This window comes from Paraburkholderia sp. OAS925, from assembly GCF_040543975.1.
In the GTDB taxonomy this organism is placed as follows: Bacteria; Pseudomonadota; Gammaproteobacteria; order Burkholderiales; family Burkholderiaceae; genus Paraburkholderia; species Paraburkholderia graminis.
The window spans coordinates 897,987-919,007 of sequence record NZ_JBEUNO010000001.1 but is presented as its reverse complement, the minus strand read 5'-3'; the positions used below and the strand labels follow the sequence as shown (position 1 = coordinate 919,007).

Annotated in this window: 17 protein-coding genes and 1 pseudogene; 10 read left to right on the top strand and 8 right to left on the bottom strand. The window is 64.1% G+C overall.

All coding sequences use genetic code 11. From position 1 onward, the window contains the following. Window positions 1-42: 42 nt before the first annotated feature. Entirely contained in the window at window positions 43-597 is a 555-nt protein-coding gene (locus tag ABIE53_RS04105) for a cob(I)yrinic acid a,c-diamide adenosyltransferase (RefSeq protein WP_107707318.1), read from the bottom strand. A gap of 690 nt (window positions 598-1,287) precedes the next feature. On the opposite strand from ABIE53_RS04105, the gene ABIE53_RS04100 reads away from it, so the two are divergent. From ABIE53_RS04100 to proC, 6 genes are all read left to right on the top strand, one after another. Further along, window positions 1,288-2,703, top strand: coding sequence for an FAD-linked oxidase C-terminal domain-containing protein (locus tag ABIE53_RS04100; protein ID WP_053857528.1), 1,416 nt, complete (start codon window positions 1,288-1,290; stop codon window positions 2,701-2,703). Between the two features lie 193 nt (window positions 2,704-2,896). After that, window positions 2,897-4,390: an FAD-linked oxidase C-terminal domain-containing protein gene (locus ABIE53_RS04095; protein WP_006047900.1), complete on the top strand. Its 1,494-nt coding sequence runs from the start codon at window positions 2,897-2,899 to the stop codon at window positions 4,388-4,390. Window positions 4,391-4,527: 137 nt separating this feature from the next. Further along, the gene (gene glcE, locus ABIE53_RS04090) at window positions 4,528-5,616 is read left to right on the top strand and encodes a glycolate oxidase subunit GlcE (RefSeq protein ID WP_006047901.1); all 1,089 of its coding nucleotides are present in this window, start codon (window positions 4,528-4,530) and stop codon (window positions 5,614-5,616) included. 7 nt (window positions 5,617-5,623) lie between these two features. Then, entirely contained in the window at window positions 5,624-6,850 is a 1,227-nt protein-coding gene (glcF, locus tag ABIE53_RS04085) for a glycolate oxidase subunit GlcF (protein ID WP_107707320.1), read from the top strand. A gap of 54 nt (window positions 6,851-6,904) precedes the next feature. Further along, on the top strand, window positions 6,905-7,603 hold the full coding sequence (locus ABIE53_RS04080; protein WP_029970439.1) for a YggS family pyridoxal phosphate-dependent enzyme: 699 nt from the start codon (window positions 6,905-6,907) through the stop codon (window positions 7,601-7,603). Window positions 7,604-7,675: 72 nt separating this feature from the next. Continuing rightward, the gene (gene proC, locus ABIE53_RS04075; protein ID WP_107707321.1) at window positions 7,676-8,491 is read left to right on the top strand and encodes a pyrroline-5-carboxylate reductase; all 816 of its coding nucleotides are present in this window, start codon (window positions 7,676-7,678) and stop codon (window positions 8,489-8,491) included. A 110-nt stretch (window positions 8,492-8,601) separates the two neighbouring features. On the opposite strand, the gene ubiA is transcribed toward proC, so the two are convergent. The 7 genes from ubiA to recG all read right to left on the bottom strand — a co-directional run bounded on the left by ubiA (window position 8,602) and on the right by recG (window position 15,774). Beyond that, complete coding sequence (gene ubiA, locus ABIE53_RS04070; protein ID WP_107707322.1) at window positions 8,602-9,465, bottom strand: 4-hydroxybenzoate octaprenyltransferase; 864 nt, start codon at window positions 9,463-9,465, stop codon at window positions 8,602-8,604. A 255-nt stretch (window positions 9,466-9,720) separates the two neighbouring features. Beyond that, a complete protein-coding gene (locus ABIE53_RS04065) occupies window positions 9,721-10,209 on the bottom strand; it encodes a Dps family protein (protein ID WP_006047907.1) in 489 nt (162 codons plus the stop codon). A gap of 149 nt (window positions 10,210-10,358) precedes the next feature. Then, on the bottom strand, window positions 10,359-10,520 hold the full coding sequence (locus ABIE53_RS04060; protein WP_165919808.1) for a hypothetical protein: 162 nt from the start codon (window positions 10,518-10,520) through the stop codon (window positions 10,359-10,361). An 81-nt stretch (window positions 10,521-10,601) separates the two neighbouring features. Next, complete coding sequence (locus tag ABIE53_RS04055; protein ID WP_006047909.1) at window positions 10,602-12,053, bottom strand: catalase; 1,452 nt, start codon at window positions 12,051-12,053, stop codon at window positions 10,602-10,604. Between the two features lie 90 nt (window positions 12,054-12,143). Further along, window positions 12,144-12,281 (bottom strand): hypothetical protein, encoded by a 138-nt coding sequence (locus ABIE53_RS04050; RefSeq protein ID WP_006047910.1) that lies wholly within the window; start codon window positions 12,279-12,281, stop codon window positions 12,144-12,146. 159 nt (window positions 12,282-12,440) lie between these two features. Next, a complete protein-coding gene (locus tag ABIE53_RS04045; RefSeq protein ID WP_006047911.1) occupies window positions 12,441-13,400 on the bottom strand; it encodes a LysR substrate-binding domain-containing protein in 960 nt (319 codons plus the stop codon). A 133-nt stretch (window positions 13,401-13,533) separates the two neighbouring features. Continuing rightward, a complete protein-coding gene (gene recG, locus ABIE53_RS04040; RefSeq protein WP_107707323.1) occupies window positions 13,534-15,774 on the bottom strand; it encodes an ATP-dependent DNA helicase RecG in 2,241 nt (746 codons plus the stop codon). A 169-nt stretch (window positions 15,775-15,943) separates the two neighbouring features. Between recG and queA the strand changes: the two genes are divergently transcribed. The 4 genes and pseudogenes from queA (at window position 15,944) to secD (ending at window position 21,012) form a co-directional block, all read left to right on the top strand. After that, complete coding sequence (queA, locus tag ABIE53_RS04035) at window positions 15,944-17,002, top strand: tRNA preQ1(34) S-adenosylmethionine ribosyltransferase-isomerase QueA (RefSeq protein WP_006047913.1); 1,059 nt, start codon at window positions 15,944-15,946, stop codon at window positions 17,000-17,002. Between the two features lie 110 nt (window positions 17,003-17,112). Next, window positions 17,113-18,289, top strand: a pseudogene (gene tgt / locus ABIE53_RS04030) (tRNA guanosine(34) transglycosylase Tgt). 198 nt (window positions 18,290-18,487) lie between these two features. Then, window positions 18,488-18,820 carry a preprotein translocase subunit YajC gene (yajC, locus tag ABIE53_RS04025; RefSeq protein WP_006047915.1) on the top strand — a complete coding sequence of 111 codons (333 nt, stop codon included), beginning with the start codon at window positions 18,488-18,490 and terminating at the stop codon, window positions 18,818-18,820. A gap of 116 nt (window positions 18,821-18,936) precedes the next feature. Then, window positions 18,937-21,012, top strand: a complete 2,076-nt coding sequence (secD, locus tag ABIE53_RS04020) for a protein translocase subunit SecD (RefSeq protein WP_192700024.1) — start codon at window positions 18,937-18,939, stop codon at window positions 21,010-21,012. Window positions 21,013-21,021: the final 9 nt, after the last annotated feature.

Here is a 21,021-nt window from a genome sequence, read left to right as displayed (position 1 = left end):
GAATTGCCCTGGCGTTGATGCCTACAGAATCGCGTCTGCTGCCTAGCCGTGACCGCGGTCGTGCTGCCAGAGGACGTCGGTGCCGCCGTCAGCGCGATTGAGCACGCGAGCGAGCACGAAGAGCAAATCCGACAGACGGTTCACATACTGGCGCGGTGCCGCGTTGATCGTCTCTTCTTCGCCGAGCGCGACAATCGCCCGTTCGGCGCGGCGGCAAACCGTGCGGCAGACGTGAGCAAGCGACGCCGCCCGCGAGCCGGCCGGCAAGATGAACTCCTTGAGCGGCGGCAATGCGGCGTTGTAGTCGGCGAGCCAGCCGTCGAGTTGTGCGAGGTGGCGGTCGGCGATCATCGTGTGGCCAGGAATGCAGAGCTCGCCGCCGAGGTCGAACAGGTCGTGCTGGATCGCCACCAATGCCGCGCGCACGTTCTCGGGCAGGTTTTCGCACAGCAGCACGCCGAGATTGGAGTTGAGTTCGTCGACGTCGCCGATTGCCTCGATGCGGGCGCTGCTCTTGCGTATGCGCCGGCCGTCGCCGAGGCCGGTGGTGCCGTCGTCGCCGGTGCGGGTGGCGATTTTGGTTAGGCGGTTACCCATGGTGATCCTCTGGTTGGTCGGTCGGGATGCGGGTGGTGTGGCGGAGTCGCTGATGCCTCGGCCGATACGTTGGCCGGTGGGCGTTGATCATGCTTGGCGGCGGCTGGTTAGTCGCGGCGCAGCTATCGCATCGAACATATTGCGCGCATCGGGCGGCCGCCGCCATTATAGGAGCGACGTCCCGGCCGCAGTGATCGTCGGCGGCCTGCAAGGACTCGAGCCGGCCTGCAAACGATCGGCGTAAAATGAAACGGTTGCTGCAGAATCGCTTCGGCTGACAATGATTGATAACCGTGGTTGATGGACTGGGGTAAGCGCTGAGGTGCCAGACTTGGGTTGACCGCTAGCATGGGACCGGAGTAAGCGCTAAAGCGCCAACTTGGATCGACCGCTAGCATGGGACCCACGTAAGCGCTGAAGCGCTAACTCCAGTCGACCGCTAGCATGGGACCGGACTAAGCGCTGAAGCGCTAACTCCAGTCGACCGCTAGCATGGGACCGGACTAAGCGCTGAAGCGCTAACTCCAGTCGACCGCTAGCATGGGACTGGAGTAAGCGCTGAAGCGCTAACTCCGGTCGACCGCTAGCATGGGACTGGAGTAAGCGCTGAAGCGCTAACTCCAGTCGACCGCTAGCATGGGACTGGAGTAAGCGCTGAAGCGCTAACTCCAGTCGACACAGGAGACATGCGTGAATTATGGTGTTCCGCCGGCCGCGCTGCGCCGGCCATTTCCCCCCGAATTGCTAAACGCCCTCACCGACGCCTTCGGCGAACGTGTGTCGGTCGCCCAGGCCGTGCGCGAACATCATGGCCGCGATGAATCGCCGTTCGACCCGCAATTGCCCGACGCCGTCGTGTTCGCGCGCAACACCGAAGACGTGCAAACCATCGTCAAGCTCTGCGGCCAGTACAACGTGCCGATCATTCCGTACGGCAACGGCTCGTCGCTTGAAGGACATCTGCTCGCGGTGCAAGGCGGCGTGTCCATCGATCTGTCGGAAATGAACCGCGTCCTGTCGATCAACGCGGAAGATCTGACGGTCACCGTCGAGCCCGGCATCTCGCGCAAACAGCTCAACGAGGCGCTGCGCGACACCGGCCTCTTTTTTCCGATCGATCCAGGCGCGGACGCCAGCATCGGCGGCATGTCGGCCACGCGCGCGTCCGGCACGAACGCGGTGCGCTACGGCACGATGCGCGAGAACGTGCTCGGCCTGACCGTCGTGCTCGCCGATGGCCGCGTCATCAAAACCGGCACGCGAGCACGCAAGTCGTCCGCGGGTTACGACCTCACGCGTCTTTTCGTCGGCTCGGAAGGCACGCTCGGCGTCATCACCGAAATCACCGTGCGCCTTTATCCGCAGCCGGAAGCGGTCTCCGCGGCCGTCTGCGCGTTTCCGTCGATGGGCGATGCAGTGCGCGCCGTCATCGAAACGATTCAGATGGGCGTGCCGATCGCCCGCGTCGAATTCGTCGACGCGCTCGCGATCCGCTCGATTAACCGGCATTCGAATCTGACGCTGCGCGAGGCGCCCACGTTGTTCTTCGAGTTCCACGGCACCGAGGCCGGCGTGAAGGAACAAGCCGAACTCGTGCAGGAACTGGCCGCGCAGAACGGCGGCGAAGGCTTCGAATGGGCGACGCGGCCGGAAGACCGCAGCCGTCTGTGGAACGCGCGTCACAACGCCTATTTCGCGATGCTGCAATTAAAGCCGGGTTGCCGCGCCGTCACGACCGACGTCTGCGTGCCGATCTCGCGCCTCGCCGAATGCGTCGTCGAAACAGAGCAGGACCTGAAGACGTCGCCGCTGCCCTGCCCAATCGTCGGCCATGTCGGTGACGGAAATTTCCACGTCGCGATCCTGATCGATCCGAACAAGCCGGAGGAACTGGTCGAGGCCGAACGTCTGAATCATCGCATCGTGCAGCGCGCGTTACGCATGGACGGCACGTGCACCGGCGAGCACGGCGTCGGTCTGCACAAGATGAATTTTCTGCTTGAGGAACACGGCGATGTCGCGATCGACACGATGCGCTCCATCAAGCACGCACTCGATCCGCACAATCTGATGAACCCCGGCAAGATCTTTAGCTGGGCGGCTTGACGCGTCGGCAGACACACAGGCGAGCGCAAGCCAGCGCAATTCAGGCGCAATATGAGTAGTAGCAACGGTAGCAAACGCGGCATGAGCGCGGACCACCCCGCCGGCCGCAACAGTCGCCGCAATACAAGCGCGCGGGAAGCGCCCGGAAGTGCCTGAAAGCGCGCGCGGCGAAAGACAAGAGGAGACGACGCACATGAACGCACCCGCCGAACTGTCGGCAGAAGTTCTCGCCCAGCGCCAGCGCGAAGTCGTGCAGGCGCTGATGGCGGTCCTGCCGAACCACTGTCTGCTCTATCGCGACGAAGATACGGTCGCCTACGACTGCGACGGCCTCGCCGCATATCGTCGGCTGCCGCTTGCCGTCGCGTTGCCGGAGACCGAGTCGCAAGTCCAGCGCATCGTGCAGATCTGCCATCGCCTTGGCGTGCCGATCGTGCCGCGCGGCGCGGGAACCGGCCTGTCCGGCGGCGCGATGCCGATTCGTCACGGCGTCGTCGTGTCGCTCGCGCGCTTCAAAAAGATCATCGAAGTCGACTCGTACGCGCGGACCGCCACGGTGCAGCCCGGCGTGCGCAATCTGTCGATCTCCGAAGCCGCGGCGCCGTACGGCTTGTACTACGCGCCGGACCCGTCGTCGCAGATTGCATGCACGATCGGCGGCAACGTCTCGGAAAATTCGGGCGGCGTGCATTGCCTCAAGTACGGCCTCACCGTGCACAACGTGCTGCGCGTGCGCGCGGTGACGATGGAAGGCGAGATCGTCGAATTCGGTTCGCTCGGACCCGATGCGCCGGGGCTCGATCTGCTCGCGGTGCTGATCGGCAGCGAAGGCATGTTCGCGATCGTCACCGAAGTCACCGTCAAGCTGATTCCGAAACCGCAAACGGCGCAGGTCATCATGGCCAGTTTCGACGACGTCGTGAAAGGCGGCGATGCGGTCGCCGGCATCATCGCCGCGGGCATCATTCCGGCGGGGCTCGAAATGATGGACAAACCCGCCACGCGCGCCGTCGAAGAATTCGTCCACGCGGGCTACGACCTCGACGCGGCGGCGATTCTGCTATGCGAATCCGACGGCACACCCGAAGAAGTCGCCGACGAAATCGTGCGCATGACGGCGGTGCTGCGCGAGCACGGCGCAACGCGCATCGCGATCTCGCGCACGGAAAACGAGCGGCTGCGCTTCTGGTCCGGCCGCAAGAACGCGTTTCCGGCCGCCGGCCGCATCTCGCCGGATTACTACTGCATGGACGGCACCGTGCCGCGCCGCAGTATCGGGCCGCTGCTGTCGCGCATCGAGGAGATGGAGAAGAAGTACCGGCTGCGCTGCATCAACGTGTTTCATGCGGGCGACGGCAACATGCATCCGCTGATTCTCTTCAACGGCAACGACAAGGACGAGTGGCACCGCGCGGAAGCGTTCGGCTCCGACATTCTCGAAGCCTGCGTCGAACTGGGCGGCACGGTGACGGGCGAGCATGGCGTCGGCATCGAGAAAATCAATTCGATGTGCGTGCAGTTCTCGCCCGAGGAGCGCGATGCGTTTCACGCGGTCAAACGGGCCTTCGATCCGCCCGGCCTGCTGAACCCGGACAAGGGCATCCCCACTCGCGCGCGCTGCGCCGAATACGGCAAGATGCACGTGCGCGGCGGTCTGCTGCCGCATCCCGAGTTGCCGCGCTTCTAGCATCCACGCATCGCGCATAGCCCGTCGCGGCGGGGTTTCGCGTCATGTCACCCTGATTACCCGATAGGGGTCCGCTCCGGGTTGTCAGCGCGGCCCCGCCCGGTACAATCGTTCGAAACATAACGAAGCAGGGCATCATGGAAGAGGACGACATCGTCGCCATGTGGTCGGAGCGCGTGCGTTCCGCCAGCGCCGAGGGACGCGCGTTACGCGTGCGCGGCGGCGGCACGAAAGACTGGTACGGTCAGACGCTGGAAGGCGAGATCCTCGACACGCGCGCTTATCGCGGCATCGTCGCGTACGACCCGGCGGAGCTGGTCATCACCGCGCGCGCCGGCACGCCGCTCGTCGAGATCGAAGCGGCGCTCGCCGAACACAATCAGATGCTTGCGTTCGAGCCGCCGCACTTCGGGCCGCAGGCCACCTTCGGCGGCTGCGTGGCCGCGGGCATTGCGGGTCCACGCCGCCCGTCGGCCGGCGCGGCGCGCGACTTCGTGCTCGGCGCGGTCATCATGAACGGCCAGGGGCAAACGCTGCACTTCGGCGGCCAGGTCGTCAAAAACGTCGCCGGTTACGACGTCTCGCGCTTGATGGCGGGCTCGCTCGGCACGCTCGGGCTGATCCTCGAATTGTCGGTCAAAGTGCTGCCGCAGCCGCAGGCCGAAGCCACGCTCAAGTTCGACATGAACGGCACCGACGCCGTACGCAAGCTCAACGAATGGGGCGGCCGGCCGTTGCCGATCACCGCGAGCGCCTGGCGCCACGGCACGCTCGCCGTGCGTCTCGCGGGCGCGGAGAGCGCGGTCAAATCGGCGCGCTCGTCGCTGGGCGGCGAAGTCGTCGATGCGGTGGAAGCCGAACGCTTCTGGGCCGGCCTGCGCGAGCAGACCGACTCGTTCTTCGCCGCGATTCCGCCGAAGGCCGCGCTGTGGCGGCTCGCGTTGCCGTCCATCACCGAGCCGCTGCAACTGCCCGGCGCGCAACTGATGGAATGGGGCGGCGCGCAGCGCTGGTGGATCACGGACACCGACGCGCAAACGGTGCGCATCAGCGCGAAGCAGGCCGGCGGCCACGCGACGATCTTCCGCACCGGCCTCGGCTACGACCGCGGCGCGGGCGTCTTCACACCGCTTCCCGCGCCGCTGATGAAAATCCATCGCGGCCTGAAAACCGCTTTCGACCCGGCCCGCATTTTCAATCGCGGCCGTCTCTACCCCGACTTCTGAGCGCGCGATGCAAACCAATCTCGCGGACTTCATTCGCAATACGCCCGACGGCGACGAAGCCGACGCCATTCTGCGCAACTGCGTGCACTGCGGCTTCTGCACGGCCACGTGCCCGACCTATCAACTGCTCGGCGATGAACTCGACGGCCCGCGCGGCCGCATCTATCTGATCAAGCAAATGGTGGAAGGCGCGGAGGTGACGCGCAGCACGCAGGTTCACCTCGACCGCTGTCTGACGTGCCGCAATTGCGAAACCACCTGCCCGTCCGGCGTGCAGTACGGCAAGCTGGTCGAAATCGGCCGCAAGATCACCGAGGAAAAAGTGACGCGCCCGCTCGGCCAGCGGCTCACGCGCCGGCTGCTCGCGAGCTTCGTGCCGAACAGCGCGCTGTTCACGCCGACCATGCGCGTCGGCCAGCATTTTCGTGCGCTGTTGCCAAGAAAACTGCGCGACAAGGTGCCCGCGCGGCAGCGTCCGCTGACATGGCCGAGCGCGACGCACACGCGCAAGATGCTGATGCTGGCCGGCTGCGTGCAACCGTCGATGATGCCCAACGTGAATACCGCCACCGCGCGCGTGCTGGATGCGCTCGGCATCGAAACCGTGATCGCGCCGGACGCCGGCTGCTGCGGCGCGATCCGTCTGCACCTCGGCTACAACGACGAAGCGCTCGACGACATGCGCGCCAACATCGACGCATGGTGGCCGCATGTCGAACAGGGCGTCGAGGCGATCGTGATGAACGCGTCGGGTTGCGGCGCGACGGTGAAGGAATACGCGCACCTGCTGCGCGACGATCCGGAGTATGCGGAAAAAGCGCGCCGCATCGTCGAATTGACGCGCGACATCGCCGAAATTCTGCCGGATTTCGAGGAAGAGCTCGTGGCCGTCACGCGCCGCCGCGCGATCCATACGGTCGCGTTTCATCCGCCGTGCACGTTGCAGCACGGGCAAAAAGTGCGCGGCACGGTCGAACATCTGCTGACGAGGCTCGGCCTGGAAGTGCGACTGCCGGCCGACAGTCACCTGTGCTGCGGCTCCGCAGGCACCTATTCGCTGACGCAGCCGAAGCTCTCGTATGCGTTGCGCGATCAGAAGCTCGAGCGGCTGCATGCGCAGGAACCGCAGGTGATCGTATCGGCGAACGTGGGCTGTATTTCACATCTGCAAAGCGGCACGTCGACGCCGGTTGCGCACTGGATCGAACTGGTCGAGCACATGCTGTCCGTATAATCGGGGCATCGACTTCATCGACCCATCGACCTTTGGTCCGCTCCGGTTCGTTCCATGCCCGATCTGATTCATAACCTCGAAGCGGTGCAGCAACGCATCGCCCTCGCCGCGCACGTGGCGGGACGCGACGCGCGTTCCATCGCGTTGCTTGCCGTCTCCAAGACCTTTCCCGCCGAAGACGTACGCGCGGCCCATGCCGCCGGTCAACGCGCATTCGGTGAAAACTACGTGCAGGAAGCGCTCACGAAAATCGAAGTGCTCGCCGATTTGCGCAGCACGCTCGAATGGCATTTCATCGGCCCGTTGCAGTCGAACAAGACGCGGCCGGTGGCCGAACAGTTCGACTGGGTGCATTCGGTGGATCGCCTGAAGATCGCGCAACGGCTTTCCGAGCAGCGGCCGGAAACGCTGCCGCCGCTGAACGTGTGCTTGCAGGTCAACATTAGCGGCGAGGCGTCGAAAAGCGGCGTCAGCGTCGACGAAGCCGTGCAAGTCGCGAAAGACATCGCCGCGCTGCCGCGGCTCAGGTTGCGCGGCCTGATGGCGATACCCGAGCCGGCCGGCAGTATCGACGACCAACGCGTGCCGCATCGCCGCTTGCGCGAACTGTTCGAGCGTCTCGTCGGCGAGGGGCTCGAACTCGATACGTTATCGATGGGTATGTCGAGCGACCTCGAGGCCGCCGTGCTCGAAGGCGCGACCATCGTGCGCGTGGGCACGGCCATCTTCGGCGCGCGCGATTATTCGCACTAGCGTTGCGATTAACGTTGCATTAACGGGCGCACACGCGGTTTCACAAGCTCAATCCAACCTTCGCGGAACATCATGAAAATTGCTTTTATCGGCGGCGGCAACATGGCTGCGGCGTTGATCGGCGGCCTTATCAAGCGCGGTGTCGCGCCCGCCGATCTCTACGCGATCGATCCCAACGAAGACGCGCGCAAGCGCAATGAAGCGCAGTTCGGCATCAAGACCGGAGCGGCCGCGGACGCCGCGCTCGGCACCTATGACGCCGTCGTACTCGCGGTGAAGCCGCAGATCCTGAAGAGCGTCGCCGAAGCGCTCGCGCCGCATCTGAAGGCGGCGCAACTCGCGATCAGCATCGTCGCCGGCATTCGCATGGATGACATGTCGCGCTGGCTCAACGGCCATACGCGCATCGTGCGGGTCATGCCGAACACGCCGGCGTTGATCGGCATGGGCGTCGCCGGCTTGACCGCGACCGCGAGCGTCGACGATGCGGGCCGCGCGCTCGCATCGCAGGTGCTCGGCGCGGTGGGCGAAACCGTATGGTTCGACGACGAAGCGAAGATCGACGCCGTCACCGCGATTTCGGGCAGCGGGCCGGCCTACGTCTTTTACTTCATCGAAGCATTGCAGGAAGCCGCACGCCAACTCGGCATGGACGAAGCACAAGGCCGCGCGCTCGCCGTCGCGACTTTCACGGGCGCCGCGCAACTGGCCGCGAATTCCGACGAGCCGCCGGCCGTGTTGCGTGAGCGCGTGACGTCGAAGGGCGGCACGACCGCCGCGGCGCTTGCATCGTTCGACGCGAGCGGCATCAAGGAAGCCATCGTGCGCGGCGCGCTGGCCGCCGATGCGCGCGCGAAAGAAATGGGCGATGAATTCGGCAAGCAGTGAGCGGTTGTTGCTTGCTGAAACGTGACAAGCCGTGGAGCGCGGAGTCTTTATTCAATAAAGCCGGCGCCTCACGACACGAGGCCAACCGTCCACCCACGCCGCGCTAAAAACTAAAACGAAGCCACCGCATAATGCGCGGCAATGCCGACGAACAACGCGCCGCCGAGCCAGTTGTTATGCAGGAACGCCTTGAAGCACGGCATCCGTTCGCGGTGGCGGATCAGCGTGTAGTGATAGATCGCGCAGCCCGCCGCAGCCGCCCAGCCCAACCAGTACAGCACGCCAAAACCCAGCATCACGCCGATGCCGACATAGATGCCGAGCGTCGCCGCATAGCAGAGCATGATCGCCGCCACGTCGAAGCGGCCGAACGTGAGCGCCGACGTGCGAATGCCGATCCGGATGTCGTCGTCGCGATCGACCATCGCATATTCGGTGTCGTACGCGACGGACCAGAACACGTTGGCAAGCAGCATGACCCACGCGAGCATCGGCACCTGATTCTGCACGGCCGCGAACGCCATCGGAATGCCGAAGCCGAACGCGATGCCGAGATACGCCTGCGGAATCGCAAAGAAACGCTTCGTGAACGGATACGAGCCCGCGACGAACAGCGCCGCCACCGACAATTCCTTCGTCAGCGTGTTCAGCGGCAGAATCAGCAGAAAGGCCAGCAACGACAGCCCGGCCGCGAGCGCCACCGCTTCCCACGCCTTGATCTTGCCGGACGTGATCGGACGATTCTCGGTGCGCTTCACATAACGGTCGAAATCGCGATCCGCGTAGTCGTTGATCGCGCAGCCCGCCGAGCGCATCAATATCGTGCCCACCGTGAAGATGACGAGGAGCGGCCAGGACGGATGACCGTCGGACGCGATCCACAGCGCGTTGAGCGTCGGCCACAGCAGCAGCAGACTGCCAATAGGCTTGTCCATGCGCACGAGGCGCAGATACAGGGGAAGTCGGGCGAACATGGCGGACTCGTTGAATGCAGGCGAAGTGCGAGGACGGTGCCGTTATTTTACGGGATGCGGAAGGCGTGGCGCGTCGGTGCGAACTGCTACCGACGAAAGCAGATGGCAATGGCGACCCCGCCACAGCGTTCTCACAAACGGCGCGCAAAAAACAAAGCCTCCCGCGAAGGGAGGCTTTGCATCGTGCCACGTTACATCCGGCCATTCGGCTTCTGCGAAACGAACGCGAACAGCAACCGCAACCGACTCAAACCATCAAGCCAGCATCGAGCGCAGCATCCACGCGGTCTTTTCATGCGTTTGCATGCGCTGTGTCAGCAGGTCGGCGGTCGGCTCGTCGTTGGCGGCTTCCGTCGACGGGAAAATCGCGCGCGCGGTGCGCACCACGGCTTCCTGCCCTTCCACCAGCTGACGGATCATCTCTTCGGCGGCAGGCACGCCGTCCGCTTCGGGAATCGACGACAGCTTCGCAAAATCTTTATAGCTGCCCGGCGCATGCACGCCCAGCGCGCGAATCCGTTCAGCGATCGAATCGACGGCCAGCGCCAGTTCGTTGTATTGCGTTTCGAACATCAGATGCAGCGTGTTGAACATCGGACCCGTCACATTCCAGTGGAAGTTGTGGGTCTTCAGGTACAGCGTGTAGGTGTCCGCGAGCAGACGCGACAGACCTTCCGCGATCTTCTTGCGGTCCTTGTCGCTGATCCCGATATTGACGTGCTGTACAGCTTCTTTTTTGGCCATGATGACTCCTTCGAGAGTGATACGAACCGGTGACGAAGTAACGCGTGCGAGCGGCCTGCCGGCAGCAGGCCCGGCAAAAACGAGCGTTCGACAGTTTATCTTAGAACGGCGAAATGTTCGTGTGAGGTGTCGCCGCTACGCCGCGCCGCTCAGCCGCCAAACGCGTGTTGCAGCATTTGCGCCGCGATCACCGCGAATCCGCTCGTCACGATGGCGAAGCCCACGGCTCTGCGCAAGTTGAGCGTCTGCTGCTGTTGCGCGCGATGCATGGCCGGCGATCTGCCGGCGGTGGCTTTCATCAACTCGATCATGAGCGTGCTCCCTGTTAGTATCGATACTCGCGGGGCACACGCGCAAGCAACATGCACGCGCGCCCCGCTTTACACACTGCGTTACTTCTTGCCTTCCGCGAGTTCGGCCATCGCGGCGATCACGCCTTCGGCATAAGCGGGATCGATGCGGCGGAAATGCTCGACCGCACGCGCGACGATGTCCTGCGGCACACCGTTGATATGCCGCGCGATGTTGCCGAACAAACGTTGGCGCTGCGCTGCATCGAAGAGCGCGAACAGCATGCCCGGCTGCGTGTAGTAGTCGTCATCCGCGCGATGGTCATAGCGGTCCACCGCACCCGCGGCGAGCGCCGGCTCCAACGCATTCGCATCCTGAGCGAAGTCGCCGAAGCGATTCGGCTCATAGTTCACGTTGCCACCCAGGTTGCCGTCCGTGCGCATCGCGCCGTCGCGATGGAACGAATGCGGGTTCGCAACGCGCGACGCGTTCACCGGAATCTGATGGTGATTGATGCCGAGGCGATAGCGCTGCGTGTCGCCATACGAGAACAAACGGCCTTGCAACAAACGGTCCGGCGAGAAGCCGATGCCGGGCACCACGTTGGCCGGCGTGAACGCAGCCTGTTCCACGTCCGCGAAATAGTTGGCCGCGTTGCGGTTCAACTCGATCGTGCCGACGTCGATCAGCGGATAGTCTTTCTGCGACCACACTTTCGTGATGTCGAACGGATTGAAGCGATACGCCGCGGCTTCCGCCTCCGGCATCACCTGAATCGCAAAGCGCCACTTCGGGAAATTGCCTTCGTCGATGCTGCCAATCAGATCGCGCTGCGCGCTTTCGCGGTCTTGCGCGACGACTTGCGACGCTTCCGCATCGGTGAAATTTTCAATGCCTTGCTGCGACTTGAAGTGGAATTTGACCCAGAAACGCTCGTTGTTCGCGTTGATGAACGAGTACGTGTGCGAACCGAAGCCGTGCATCTGACGGTAGTTCTTCGGAATGCCGCGATCGCTCATCAGGATCGTGACCTGATGCATCGACTCCGGATGGCGCGTCCAGAAATCCCACGCGGCAATGTTGTTGCGCAGGTTCGTGTACGGATCACGCTTTTGCGTGTGAATGAAGTCCGGAAATTTCAGCGGATCGCGGATAAAAAACACCGGCGTGTTGTTGCCCACCACGTCCCAGTTGCCTTCGTCCGTATAGAACTTGATCGAGAAGCCGCGCACGTCGCGCTCGGCGTCGGCCGCGCCGCGCTCGCCCGCCACCGTCGAAAAGCGCATGAAAAGCGGCGTTTCCTTGCCGACTTGCGCGAACACTTTCGCCTTCGTGTAGCGCGAGATGTCGTGGGTGACCTTCAGCGTGCCGAATGCGCCGGAGCCTTTCGCGTGAACGCGGCGCTCGGGAATCACCTCGCGATCGAAGTGCGCGAGCTTTTCGAGCAGCCATACGTCTTGCAGGACGACCGGGCCGCGCACGCCGGCCGTCATCGAATTCTGGTTATCGGCGACGGGCGCGCCGGCGGCATTGGTGAGCTTCTGTTCGGACATGCGGGACTCCTGGATGGTTTTCGTTCAAAACGGATTGGGGGGAGAAGCGCGGCAAGGCAATGCCGAAAGCTTAGACGAACAATTAGCGGACTACGCGGACAAAGCGCGGTCGACCAGCAACGAAAACGCGGCCGTGCGCATGCCGAGCATGGCCGCCGCCAAGCCGGCATTGGCGCTGGCCGGTTCAGCGGCGAAGGTCTGAGTTTGCGGCACGTTCGATTGCGTCATGATGTCCTCCGGGTTTTTGTCATCGGGCGATGTATGAGGAAGACTATATCAACACTATCGAAATCGTGTGTTTTATAAATTTAATCTATGTCATAGGCGCAAGGCGGGCGCGAGTTGGGCCCCGCCTGCGGCTGCTGTTGCTTCCGCGCTCAACGCGCGTCAGTTCACCGCAACCGGCAAATCCAGCTTCTTCACGCCCGGCAAGTCGCAGGCGTTGATGGCGTCGCAGATCGCGTCGATGGCGGGCATCCGCGTAAAACTCTTGCGCCACGCGAGCACGACGCGGCGATCGGGCACCGGCTCGCCGAACGCGACATAGGACAGCAGGCCCGAGTCGATGCCGCCCGCGTGCGGCTTCACCTCATGCACCGACATGCGCGGCAGCACGGTAATGCCGACGCCGCTCGCCACCATATGGCGGATCGTTTCCAGCGACGACCCCTCGAACGTTTTCTGGATGCCGTCGGCGTTCTGCGAGAAACGCATCAGCTCCGGACACACGCCGAGCACGTGGTCACGGAAGCAGTGACCGCTGCCGAGCAGCAGCATGGTTTCCTGCTTGAGATCGTCGGCGTCGATTTTCGGACGGTTTTCCCACGCGTGACCGGACGGCAGCGCGACGACAAACGGCTCGTCGTAGAGCGGACGCAGCATCAAGCCCGTTTCCGGGAACGGCAGCGCCATGATCGCGACGTCGATCTCGCCCTGCTTCAGCAGTTCGATCAGCTTGAGCGTGTAGTTTTCCTGCAGCATCAACGGCATTTGCGGCACGCGCTTGATCATCTGCTTGACGAGCGTGGGCAGCAGATACGGTCCGATCGTATAGATGACGCCAAGGCGCAGCGGCCCGACGAGCGGGTCTTTGCCCTGCTTGGCGATTTCCTTGATGGCGAGCGTCTGTTCCAGCACCCGCTGAGCTTGCGTGACGATCTGCTCGCCGATCGGCGTGACACTGACTTCGCTCGTGCCGCGCTCGAAAATCTGCACGTTGAGCTCGTCCTCGAGCTTCTTGATGGCCACGGACAACGTCGGCTGGCTGACGAAACACGCTTCGGCGGCCCGGCCAAAGTGCCGCTCGCGGGCAACGGCGACGATGTACTTCAATTCGGTGAGCGTCATTGGGGGACCAATCAGTGCGGTGGATTCGATAGGTTCTAGTTATACACCCATAGGGTCGGTTCGCCAACCGGGTTCGCCGGTTTTCAATATCGGCGAAATACGCCATGCCGCGGCGCCGCCAACAGCAGCGTGTTCAAGCCTTCAGATACTGTTCGCGCGCGCCGAGCCAGCGCGCCAGATGCTGGGCGACGACTTCCGGATATTGCTCGAGCAGCGCCGCGGCCGCCTCGCGCGCGGGCTCGATCAGCCATTGATCGTTTTGCAGGTCGGCGAACCGCAGCATCGCCGCGCCCGATTGCCGCGCGCCGAGAAACTCGCCGGGGCCGCGAATCTCCAGATCGCGGCGCGCGATTTCGAAGCCGTCGGTCGTCTCTCGCATGGTTTGCAGGCGCGCGCGGGCGGTCATCGACAGCGGGCCGGTGTAGAGCAGCACGCACACCGACGCCGCGCTGCCGCGCCCCACGCGTCCGCGCAACTGGTGCAATTGCGCGAGGCCGAAGCGCTCGGCGTGCTCGATCACCATCAGCGACGCGTTCGGCACGTCGACGCCCACTTCGATCACCGTGGTCGCGACCAGCAATTGCACTTCGTTGCGCGTGAAGGCATCCATCACCGCGGCTTTTTCAGCCGGCGCGAGACGCCCGTGCACCAGCCCCACCTTCAATTCGGGCAACGCCGCGACGAGGGTTTCGTAAGTCTCGACGGCGGTCTGCAATTGCAGCGTCTCGCTTTCCTCGATCAGCGGACACACCCAGTAGACCTGACGCCCCGTCAGCGCGGCTTCGCGCACGCGGCCGATCACTTCTTCGCGGCGCGCGTCGGACACAAGCTTGGTGAGAATCGGCGTGCGTCCGGGCGGCAATTCGTCGATGGTCGAGACGTCGAGATCCGCGTAATACGTCATGGCGAGCGTGCGCGGAATCGGCGTGGCCGACATCATCAGTTGATGCGGCTGAAAATCGCGCGCGCCGTCGGCGGCGTTCTGCGCTTTCGCGCGCAGCGCGAGCCGCTGTGCGACGCCGAAGCGATGCTGTTCGTCGACGATCACGAGCCCGAGCCGCGCGAACTCCACCGTGTCCTGAATGATCGCGTGCGTGCCGATCACGAGTTGCGCGGTGCCGAGCGCGGCCGCTTCGATGGCCGCGCGCTTTTCCTTCGCCTTCAGACTGCCCGCGAGCCACGCGACGCTCACGCCGAGCGGCTCGAGCCAGCCGCGCAGCTTGCGCGCGTGCTGCTCCGCGAGGATTTCGGTGGGCGCCATTAGCGCGGCCTGATAACCGGCGTCGATTGCCTGCGCGGCCGCGAGCGCGGCGACAATCGTCTTGCCGCTGCCGACGTCGCCTTGCAAGAGCCGCTGCATCGGATGCGGCTGCGTGAGGTCGAGCGCAATCTCGCCGCCGACGCGCTCCTGCGCCTTCGTCAGCGAAAACGGCAGCGCTTTGAGCAAACGCGCGACCAGCGCCGCCTCATCGCCGAGCTTGCGGCGCGGCATGGCCGGCGCGGCGCGCGTGCGGCGCTCGTCGTGCGCGCGCTTGAGCGACATCTGCTGCGCGAGCAGTTCCTCGAACTTGATGCGCACCCACGCCGGATGCGTGCCGTCGATCAACGCGGTTTCGTCCGATTGCGCGTCCGGATGATGCAGCGTGCGCACCGCGTCCATCAGCGAGGGCACGCCAAGCGGCTGCAACCATTGACGCGCGACGGCCTCGGGCAACAGTTCGGGCAGCGACGTGCGCGACAACGCGTTGTCGATGGACTTGCGCAAATACGCCTGCGTCACGCCCGCGGTGCTCGGATAAACCGGCGTGAGCGCTTGCGGCAGCGGCGTGTCTTCATCGACGACGCGCACGGCCGGATGCACCATCTCCATGCCGAAAAAGCCGCCGCGCACGTCGCCGCGCACGCGCAGCCGTGCGCCGATCGCCATCTGCTTGACCTGTGAGCCGTAGAAGTTGAGGAACCGCAGCACGAGTTCGTCGCCGGCGTCGTCGCGCAGTTTGACGAGCAACTGGCGGCGCGGCCGATAGGCGATCTCGTTGTCGAACACGACGCCCTCGGTTTGCGCGATGCCGCCCGGCAGCAGATGGCCGATCGGCGTGAGGGAGGTTTCGTCCTCGTAGCGCATCGGCAGATGCAGCACGAGGTCGATGTCGCGCGTGAGGCCTAGCTTGGCGAGTTTGTCGACGGGCTTGTCGGCAGCTTTGGCTGCGGGCCTGGCTGCCGATTTGGCTGCCGATTTCTCGGCGGCTTTGGCAGACCCCGTTCGCGCCGCCCGTTTGCCTTGCGCCGCCGCGCCGCCGCGCGCGACGCCGGGTGCCGGCTCGGCGCTCGCATCATCGGTAGCGGAAGGCAATCGGCGGTCGGACAAAGGCATGGGCTGCTTCGCAAGTACAATATCGGCTGTCAAAAGTATCGAAGGCCGCGCGGCTGTTCGCGGGCTGCGCAAGCGCGCGGGCTCGCGGGCCGCCGCGGCGTCCCGCAATCATAGCCGCCCGGCTCAGGCTTCGGCTCAATTCAGTTTCCATTCGCTTCCAGTCGTTCGCATGTTTACGCTTTCCGATTTCGATTTCGATCTGCCGCCCGAGCTGATCGCGCAAGTCGCGCTGCCCGAGCGCAGCGCTAGCCGGCTGCTTCAGGTGGACAACGCGGCCGACGCCGATCGCGCCGCGCGCCTCATCGACCGCCGCTTCGCCGAATTGCCCGACTGCATTGCGCCCGGCGATCTGCTGGTCTTCAACGATACCAAAGTCCTGAAGGCGCGCTTCCTCGGCCAGAAGGCCAGTGGCGGCAAGATCGAGGTGCTGGTCGAACGCCTGACCGGCGAGCGCACGGCGCTCGCGCAAATCCGCGCGAGCAAGAGCCCGCAGCCGGGCACCACGATCCGTCTTGCCGATGCGTTCGACGTCACCGTCGGCGAGCGCGTCGAGCCGTTCTACACGCTGCATTTTCCCGCCGACTGCCTGACGCTGATCGAGCAGTTCGGGCGGCTGCCGCTGCCGCCGTACATCGAGCACGACCCCGACTCGATCGACGAAGCCCGTTATCAGACCGTGTACGCGCAAAATCCCGGCGCGGTTGCGGCGCCCACGGCGGGCCTGCATTTCGACGACGCGCTGTTCGCGCGGCTCGACGCGCACGGCGTGGAGCGCGCGACGCTGACGCTGCATGTCGGCGCCGGCACGTTCCAGCCAGTGCGCGTCGAGAATCTCGCCGAGCACAAGATGCATAGCGAGTGGTATCACCTGCCGCAATCGCTCGCCGACAAGATCGCCGCGACCAAGGCGCGCGGCAACCGCGTGATCGCGGTGGGCACGACGTCCATGCGCGCGCTCGAAGCCGCCGCGCGCGACGCCGAAGCCGCAGGCCGCCCGCTTGCGGCGACGAGCACGGAAACCGATATCTTCATCACGCCGGGCTACCGCTTCCGCGTGGTCGATCGGCTGGTGACGAATTTTCATTTGCCGAAGTCGACGTTGCTGATGCTGGTGTCGGCGTTCGCCGGCGTGGAGACGATCCGCGCCGCTTATCGTCATGCAATCGAACAGCGCTATCGTTTTTTCAGCTACGGCGACGCGATGCTTCTGACGCGGCGCGACGGTTGAGCTAACCCGGCGCTTCTTGTTTTCGTCGTTCCCTGAAGCCGCTGCGAACACTCGCGGCGGCGTTTTCTTATCGCGCCGGACTGTTTTCCGGTAGCACAGGAGTCATTTCAATGACCATCGGTCATCAAACGCAACCACCCGCCGACGGCCTCAAATTCGAACTGCTCGGCACCGACGGCCAGGCGCGGCGCGGCCGCGTCACGCTGAATCACGGCGTGGTCGAAACGCCGATCTTCATGCCGGTCGGCACGTACGGCACGGTGAAGGCGGTGCAGCCGCGCGAACTCGAGGAAATGCACGCGCAGATCATCCTCGGCAATACGTTTCACCTCTGGCTGCGGCCTGGGCTCGAAACCATTGGCGCGCATGGCGGGCTGCACGGCTTCATGGGCTGGAAAAAGCCGGTCCTGACGGACTCCGGCGGCTTCCAGGTGTTCTCGCTCGGCGACCTGCGCAAGATCACCGAAGACGGCGTGACGTTCGCTTCGCCGATCAACGGGGACAAGCTGTTTCTGTCGCCGGAAGTGTCGATGCAGATCCAGAAGGTGCTGAACTCGGACATCGTGATGCAGTTCGACGAATGCACGCCGTACGCGACCAACAACGTGCCGACCTCGCACAAGGAAGCCGCGGATTCCATGCGCATGTCGATGCGCTGGGCGCAGCGTTCCATCGACGAGTTCCGGCGCCTGGGCAATCCGAACGCGCTGTTCGGCATCGTGCAGGGCGGCATGTTCGAAGACCTGCGCGACGAGTCGCTCGCGGGTCTCGCGGAGAAGGATTTTCACGGTCTCGCGATCGGCGGGCTGTCGGTCGGCGAGCCGAAAGAAGACATGATGCGCGTGCTGAATCACATCGGCCCGAAGCTGCCGGCCAACAAGCCGCACTATCTGATGGGCGTCGGCACGCCGGAAGATCTGGTCGCGGGCGTCGCGGCCGGCGTCGACATGTTCGACTGCGTGATGCCGACCCGCAACGCGCGCAACGGCTGGCTCTTTACCGCGCTTTGGCGACATCAAGATTCGCAATGCCGCGCACAAGAATTCGCTGCGTCCGCTCGACGAGCAATGCGGTTGCTATACATGCAGAAATTTCACTCGCGGCTATCTGCATCATCTGCATCGTGTGGGGGAAATTCTCGGCGCGCAGTTGAATACGATCCACAACCTGCACTACTACCTGGAACTCATGCAGGAAATGCGCGATGCAATCGACGCGAAAATGTTCGAGCCGTTCCGCAAGCGCTTTCACGAGAACCGCGCGCGCGGCATCGACGACGCGCCATGACGGCGAACGTAATCTGATTGCGGACAAGAATCATCAGACAGCGAGCGAAAAACCTTACAATCCACTTTCGCGGACGGCAAAAATCGGCTTTAAGCGGTTGATCGCAAAGCCGAAACGCCGCGCCGACGCGCGCAATGCCGGTGGTAGAATAACCGGCTGATTTTTTTGATTGAATTGATCTATAACGGAGAGACCAACGTGTCGTTCATTTCCAATGCCTTCGCCCAAGGCACGGCCACAGGTGGTGGCATCGAATCAAACCTGATGAGCTTCCTGCCGCTGATCCTCATGTTCGGCGTGCTGTACTTCATCATGATTCGCCCGCAAATGAAGCGCCAGAAGGAACACCGCAACATGCTCGCCGCCATGGCCAAGGGCGACGAAGTGGTGACGAATGGCGGCATCGTCGGCAAGGTCACCAAGGTGGGCGAGGCTTACGTCGGCGTCGAAATCTCGGAAGGCACGGAAATCACCGTGCAGAAAGCGTCGGTCACGACGATTCTCCCGAAGGGCACGATCAAGTCGCTGTAAGGCCTGCTCTCTCGCGTCCGGCGCGGCCTCGCCGGCGATCCACGCATACCTGACCGGATCGCCCGCGCTCATCGCCGGGCGCATCGCTTTCAAGCCAACCTTCCGTTGGACCACTCATGAATCGTTACCCCCTCTGGAAATATGCCGTGATGCTGGTGGCTTTGGTCATCGGCCTCGTGTACACGCTGCCCAATCTGTTCGGCGAAGCGCCGGCGGTGCAGGTGTCGAGCGGCAAGGCAACGGTCAAGCTCGACTCGACCACGCTGTCGGCAGTCGAAGCCGCGCTCGCAGCCAATCAGATCAAGCCGGAAGACGTCACGTTCGACAACACGTCGGCCAACGCGAACATCCGCGTGCGCCTTGTCGACACCGACGTGCAACTGCGCGTGAAAGACCTGCTGCAAAAGTCGCTGAACACCGATCCGAACGACCCGCAGTTCATCGTGGCGCTGAACCTGCAAAGCGCGTCGCCGCGCTGGCTGACCGCGTTGCACGCGCTGCCCATGTATCTCGGTCTGGATCTGCGCGGCGGTGTGCACTTCCTGCTGCAAGTGGACATGGCGGGCGCGCTGAACAAGAAGCTCGACTCCGACGCGTCCGACGCCCGCACGCTCCTGCGCGACAATAATATCCGCGACGGCGGCGTGAACCGCGTCAACCAGACGGTGGTGATCAATTTCGCCGACCAGGCGACGGCGGATGCGGCGGCGAAACAACTGGGCCGCGGCATCGGCGAATTGCAATGGGCGTCGCAAAACAGTCCGGACGGCTCGGTGCAACTCGTCGGCACGTTCACGCCGACGGTGCAGAAAGCCGTGCAGGACGCCGCGCTCAAGCAGAACATCACCACACTGCATAACCGCGTGAACGAACTCGGCGTGGCCGAGCCTGTGATCCAGCAGCAAGGCACCGACCGGATCGTGGTCGAACTGCCGGGCGTGCAGGACACGGCGAAGGCGAAGGACATCATCGGCCGCACGGCGACGCTCGAAGCGCGCCTCGCCGATCCGGTCAACACGCATCCGAATCCGTCCGATCCGGTGCCGCCAGGCGACGAACTGTTCACGCAAGGCAACCAGACGCCGGTGCTGCTGAGAAAGCAGATCATCTTCACGGGCGACCGGATTATCGACGCGTCGGCGGGCTTCGACGAGCATCAGCGTCCGTCCGTCAACATTCGCCTCGACTCGGCCGGCGGCCGCGCGGTGCGCAGTGTCTCGCGCGACAACATCGGCAAGCCGATGGCGATGGTGCTGTTCGAAAAGGGCAAGGGCGAAGTGCTGACGGTGGCGACCATCCAGTCGGAACTGGGCGACCGCTTCCAGATCACCGGCCAGGCCACGCCGCAAGGCGCCGCCGACCTCGCGCTGCTGCTGCGCGCCGGTTCGCTGGCCGCGCCGATGGACATCATCGAGGAACGCACCATCGGCCCGAGCCTCGGCGCCGACAACATCAAGAAGGGCTTCCACTCGGTGGTGTGGGGCTTCGCGGCCATCGCCGTCTTCATGATCGCGTACTACATGCTGTTCGGCGTGATCTCGATGATCGGCCTGTCCGTGAACCTCTTGCTGCTCGTCGCGGTGCTGTCGATGTTGCAGGCCACGCTCACGCTGCCGGGTATCGCGGCTATCGCGCTCGCGCTCGGCATGGCGATCGACGCCAACGTGCTGATCAACGAACGCGTGCGTGAAGAACTGCGCAACGGCGCGCCGCCGCAACTGGCGATCCAGAACGGCTACGCGCATGCGTGGGCGACGATTCTCGACTCGAACGTCACCACGCTGATCGCCGGTGTCGCGCTGCTCGCCTTCGGCTCCGGTCCGGTGCGCGGTTTTGCAATCGTCCACTGTATCGGCATTCTCACGTCGATGTTCTCGGCGGTGTTCTTCTCGCGCGGTATCGTGAACCTCTGGTACGGCGGCAAGAAGAAGCTGAAGTCGCTGGCCATTGGCCAGGTGTGGCGTCCGGAAACCGCGGCCGCGGGCTCGGCTGCTTATCTGGGTAATGACCTGACCGCAGACGACGCTGCAACCGACACCGCGCAAGCCATGCGCGCGGCAAGCGCAGCCGCCGCCGCGAAGCAGAAAGCGCCGGCCGCCGCCGCGCAGTCGCGCGCGGGCAAGCCGACCGTGCGTCGCCGCAACGCGCCGGGCACGCCGAGCTCGTCGCAGAAACCGGGTTCATCCCGCTGAGTCCCGGAG

Bases quoted from the DNA above. Each gene is read 5' to 3' on its own strand.
- ABIE53_RS04105 (WP_107707318.1), bottom strand. From the start codon at position 597: ATGGGTAACCGCCTAACCAAAATCGCCACCCGCACCGGCGACGACGGC.
- ABIE53_RS04095 (WP_006047900.1), top strand. From the start codon at position 2,897: ATGAACGCACCCGCCGAACTGTCGGCAGAAGTTCTCGCCCAGCGCCAG.
- glcE (WP_006047901.1), top strand. From the start codon at position 4,528: ATGGAAGAGGACGACATCGTCGCCATGTGGTCGGAGCGCGTGCGTTCC.
- glcF (WP_107707320.1), top strand. From the start codon at position 5,624: ATGCAAACCAATCTCGCGGACTTCATTCGCAATACGCCCGACGGCGAC.
- ABIE53_RS04080 (WP_029970439.1), top strand. From the start codon at position 6,905: ATGCCCGATCTGATTCATAACCTCGAAGCGGTGCAGCAACGCATCGCC.
- proC (WP_107707321.1), top strand. From the start codon at position 7,676: ATGAAAATTGCTTTTATCGGCGGCGGCAACATGGCTGCGGCGTTGATC.
- ubiA (WP_107707322.1), bottom strand. From the start codon at position 9,465: ATGTTCGCCCGACTTCCCCTGTATCTGCGCCTCGTGCGCATGGACAAG.
- ABIE53_RS04065 (WP_006047907.1), bottom strand. From the start codon at position 10,209: ATGGCCAAAAAAGAAGCTGTACAGCACGTCAATATCGGGATCAGCGAC.
- ABIE53_RS04060 (WP_165919808.1), bottom strand. From the start codon at position 10,520: ATGATCGAGTTGATGAAAGCCACCGCCGGCAGATCGCCGGCCATGCAT.
- ABIE53_RS04055 (WP_006047909.1), bottom strand. From the start codon at position 12,053: ATGTCCGAACAGAAGCTCACCAATGCCGCCGGCGCGCCCGTCGCCGAT.
- ABIE53_RS04050 (WP_006047910.1), bottom strand. From the start codon at position 12,281: ATGACGCAATCGAACGTGCCGCAAACTCAGACCTTCGCCGCTGAACCG.
- ABIE53_RS04045 (WP_006047911.1), bottom strand. From the start codon at position 13,400: ATGACGCTCACCGAATTGAAGTACATCGTCGCCGTTGCCCGCGAGCGG.
- recG (WP_107707323.1), bottom strand. From the start codon at position 15,774: ATGCCTTTGTCCGACCGCCGATTGCCTTCCGCTACCGATGATGCGAGC.
- queA (WP_006047913.1), top strand. From the start codon at position 15,944: ATGTTTACGCTTTCCGATTTCGATTTCGATCTGCCGCCCGAGCTGATC.
- secD (WP_192700024.1), top strand. From the start codon at position 18,937: ATGAATCGTTACCCCCTCTGGAAATATGCCGTGATGCTGGTGGCTTTG.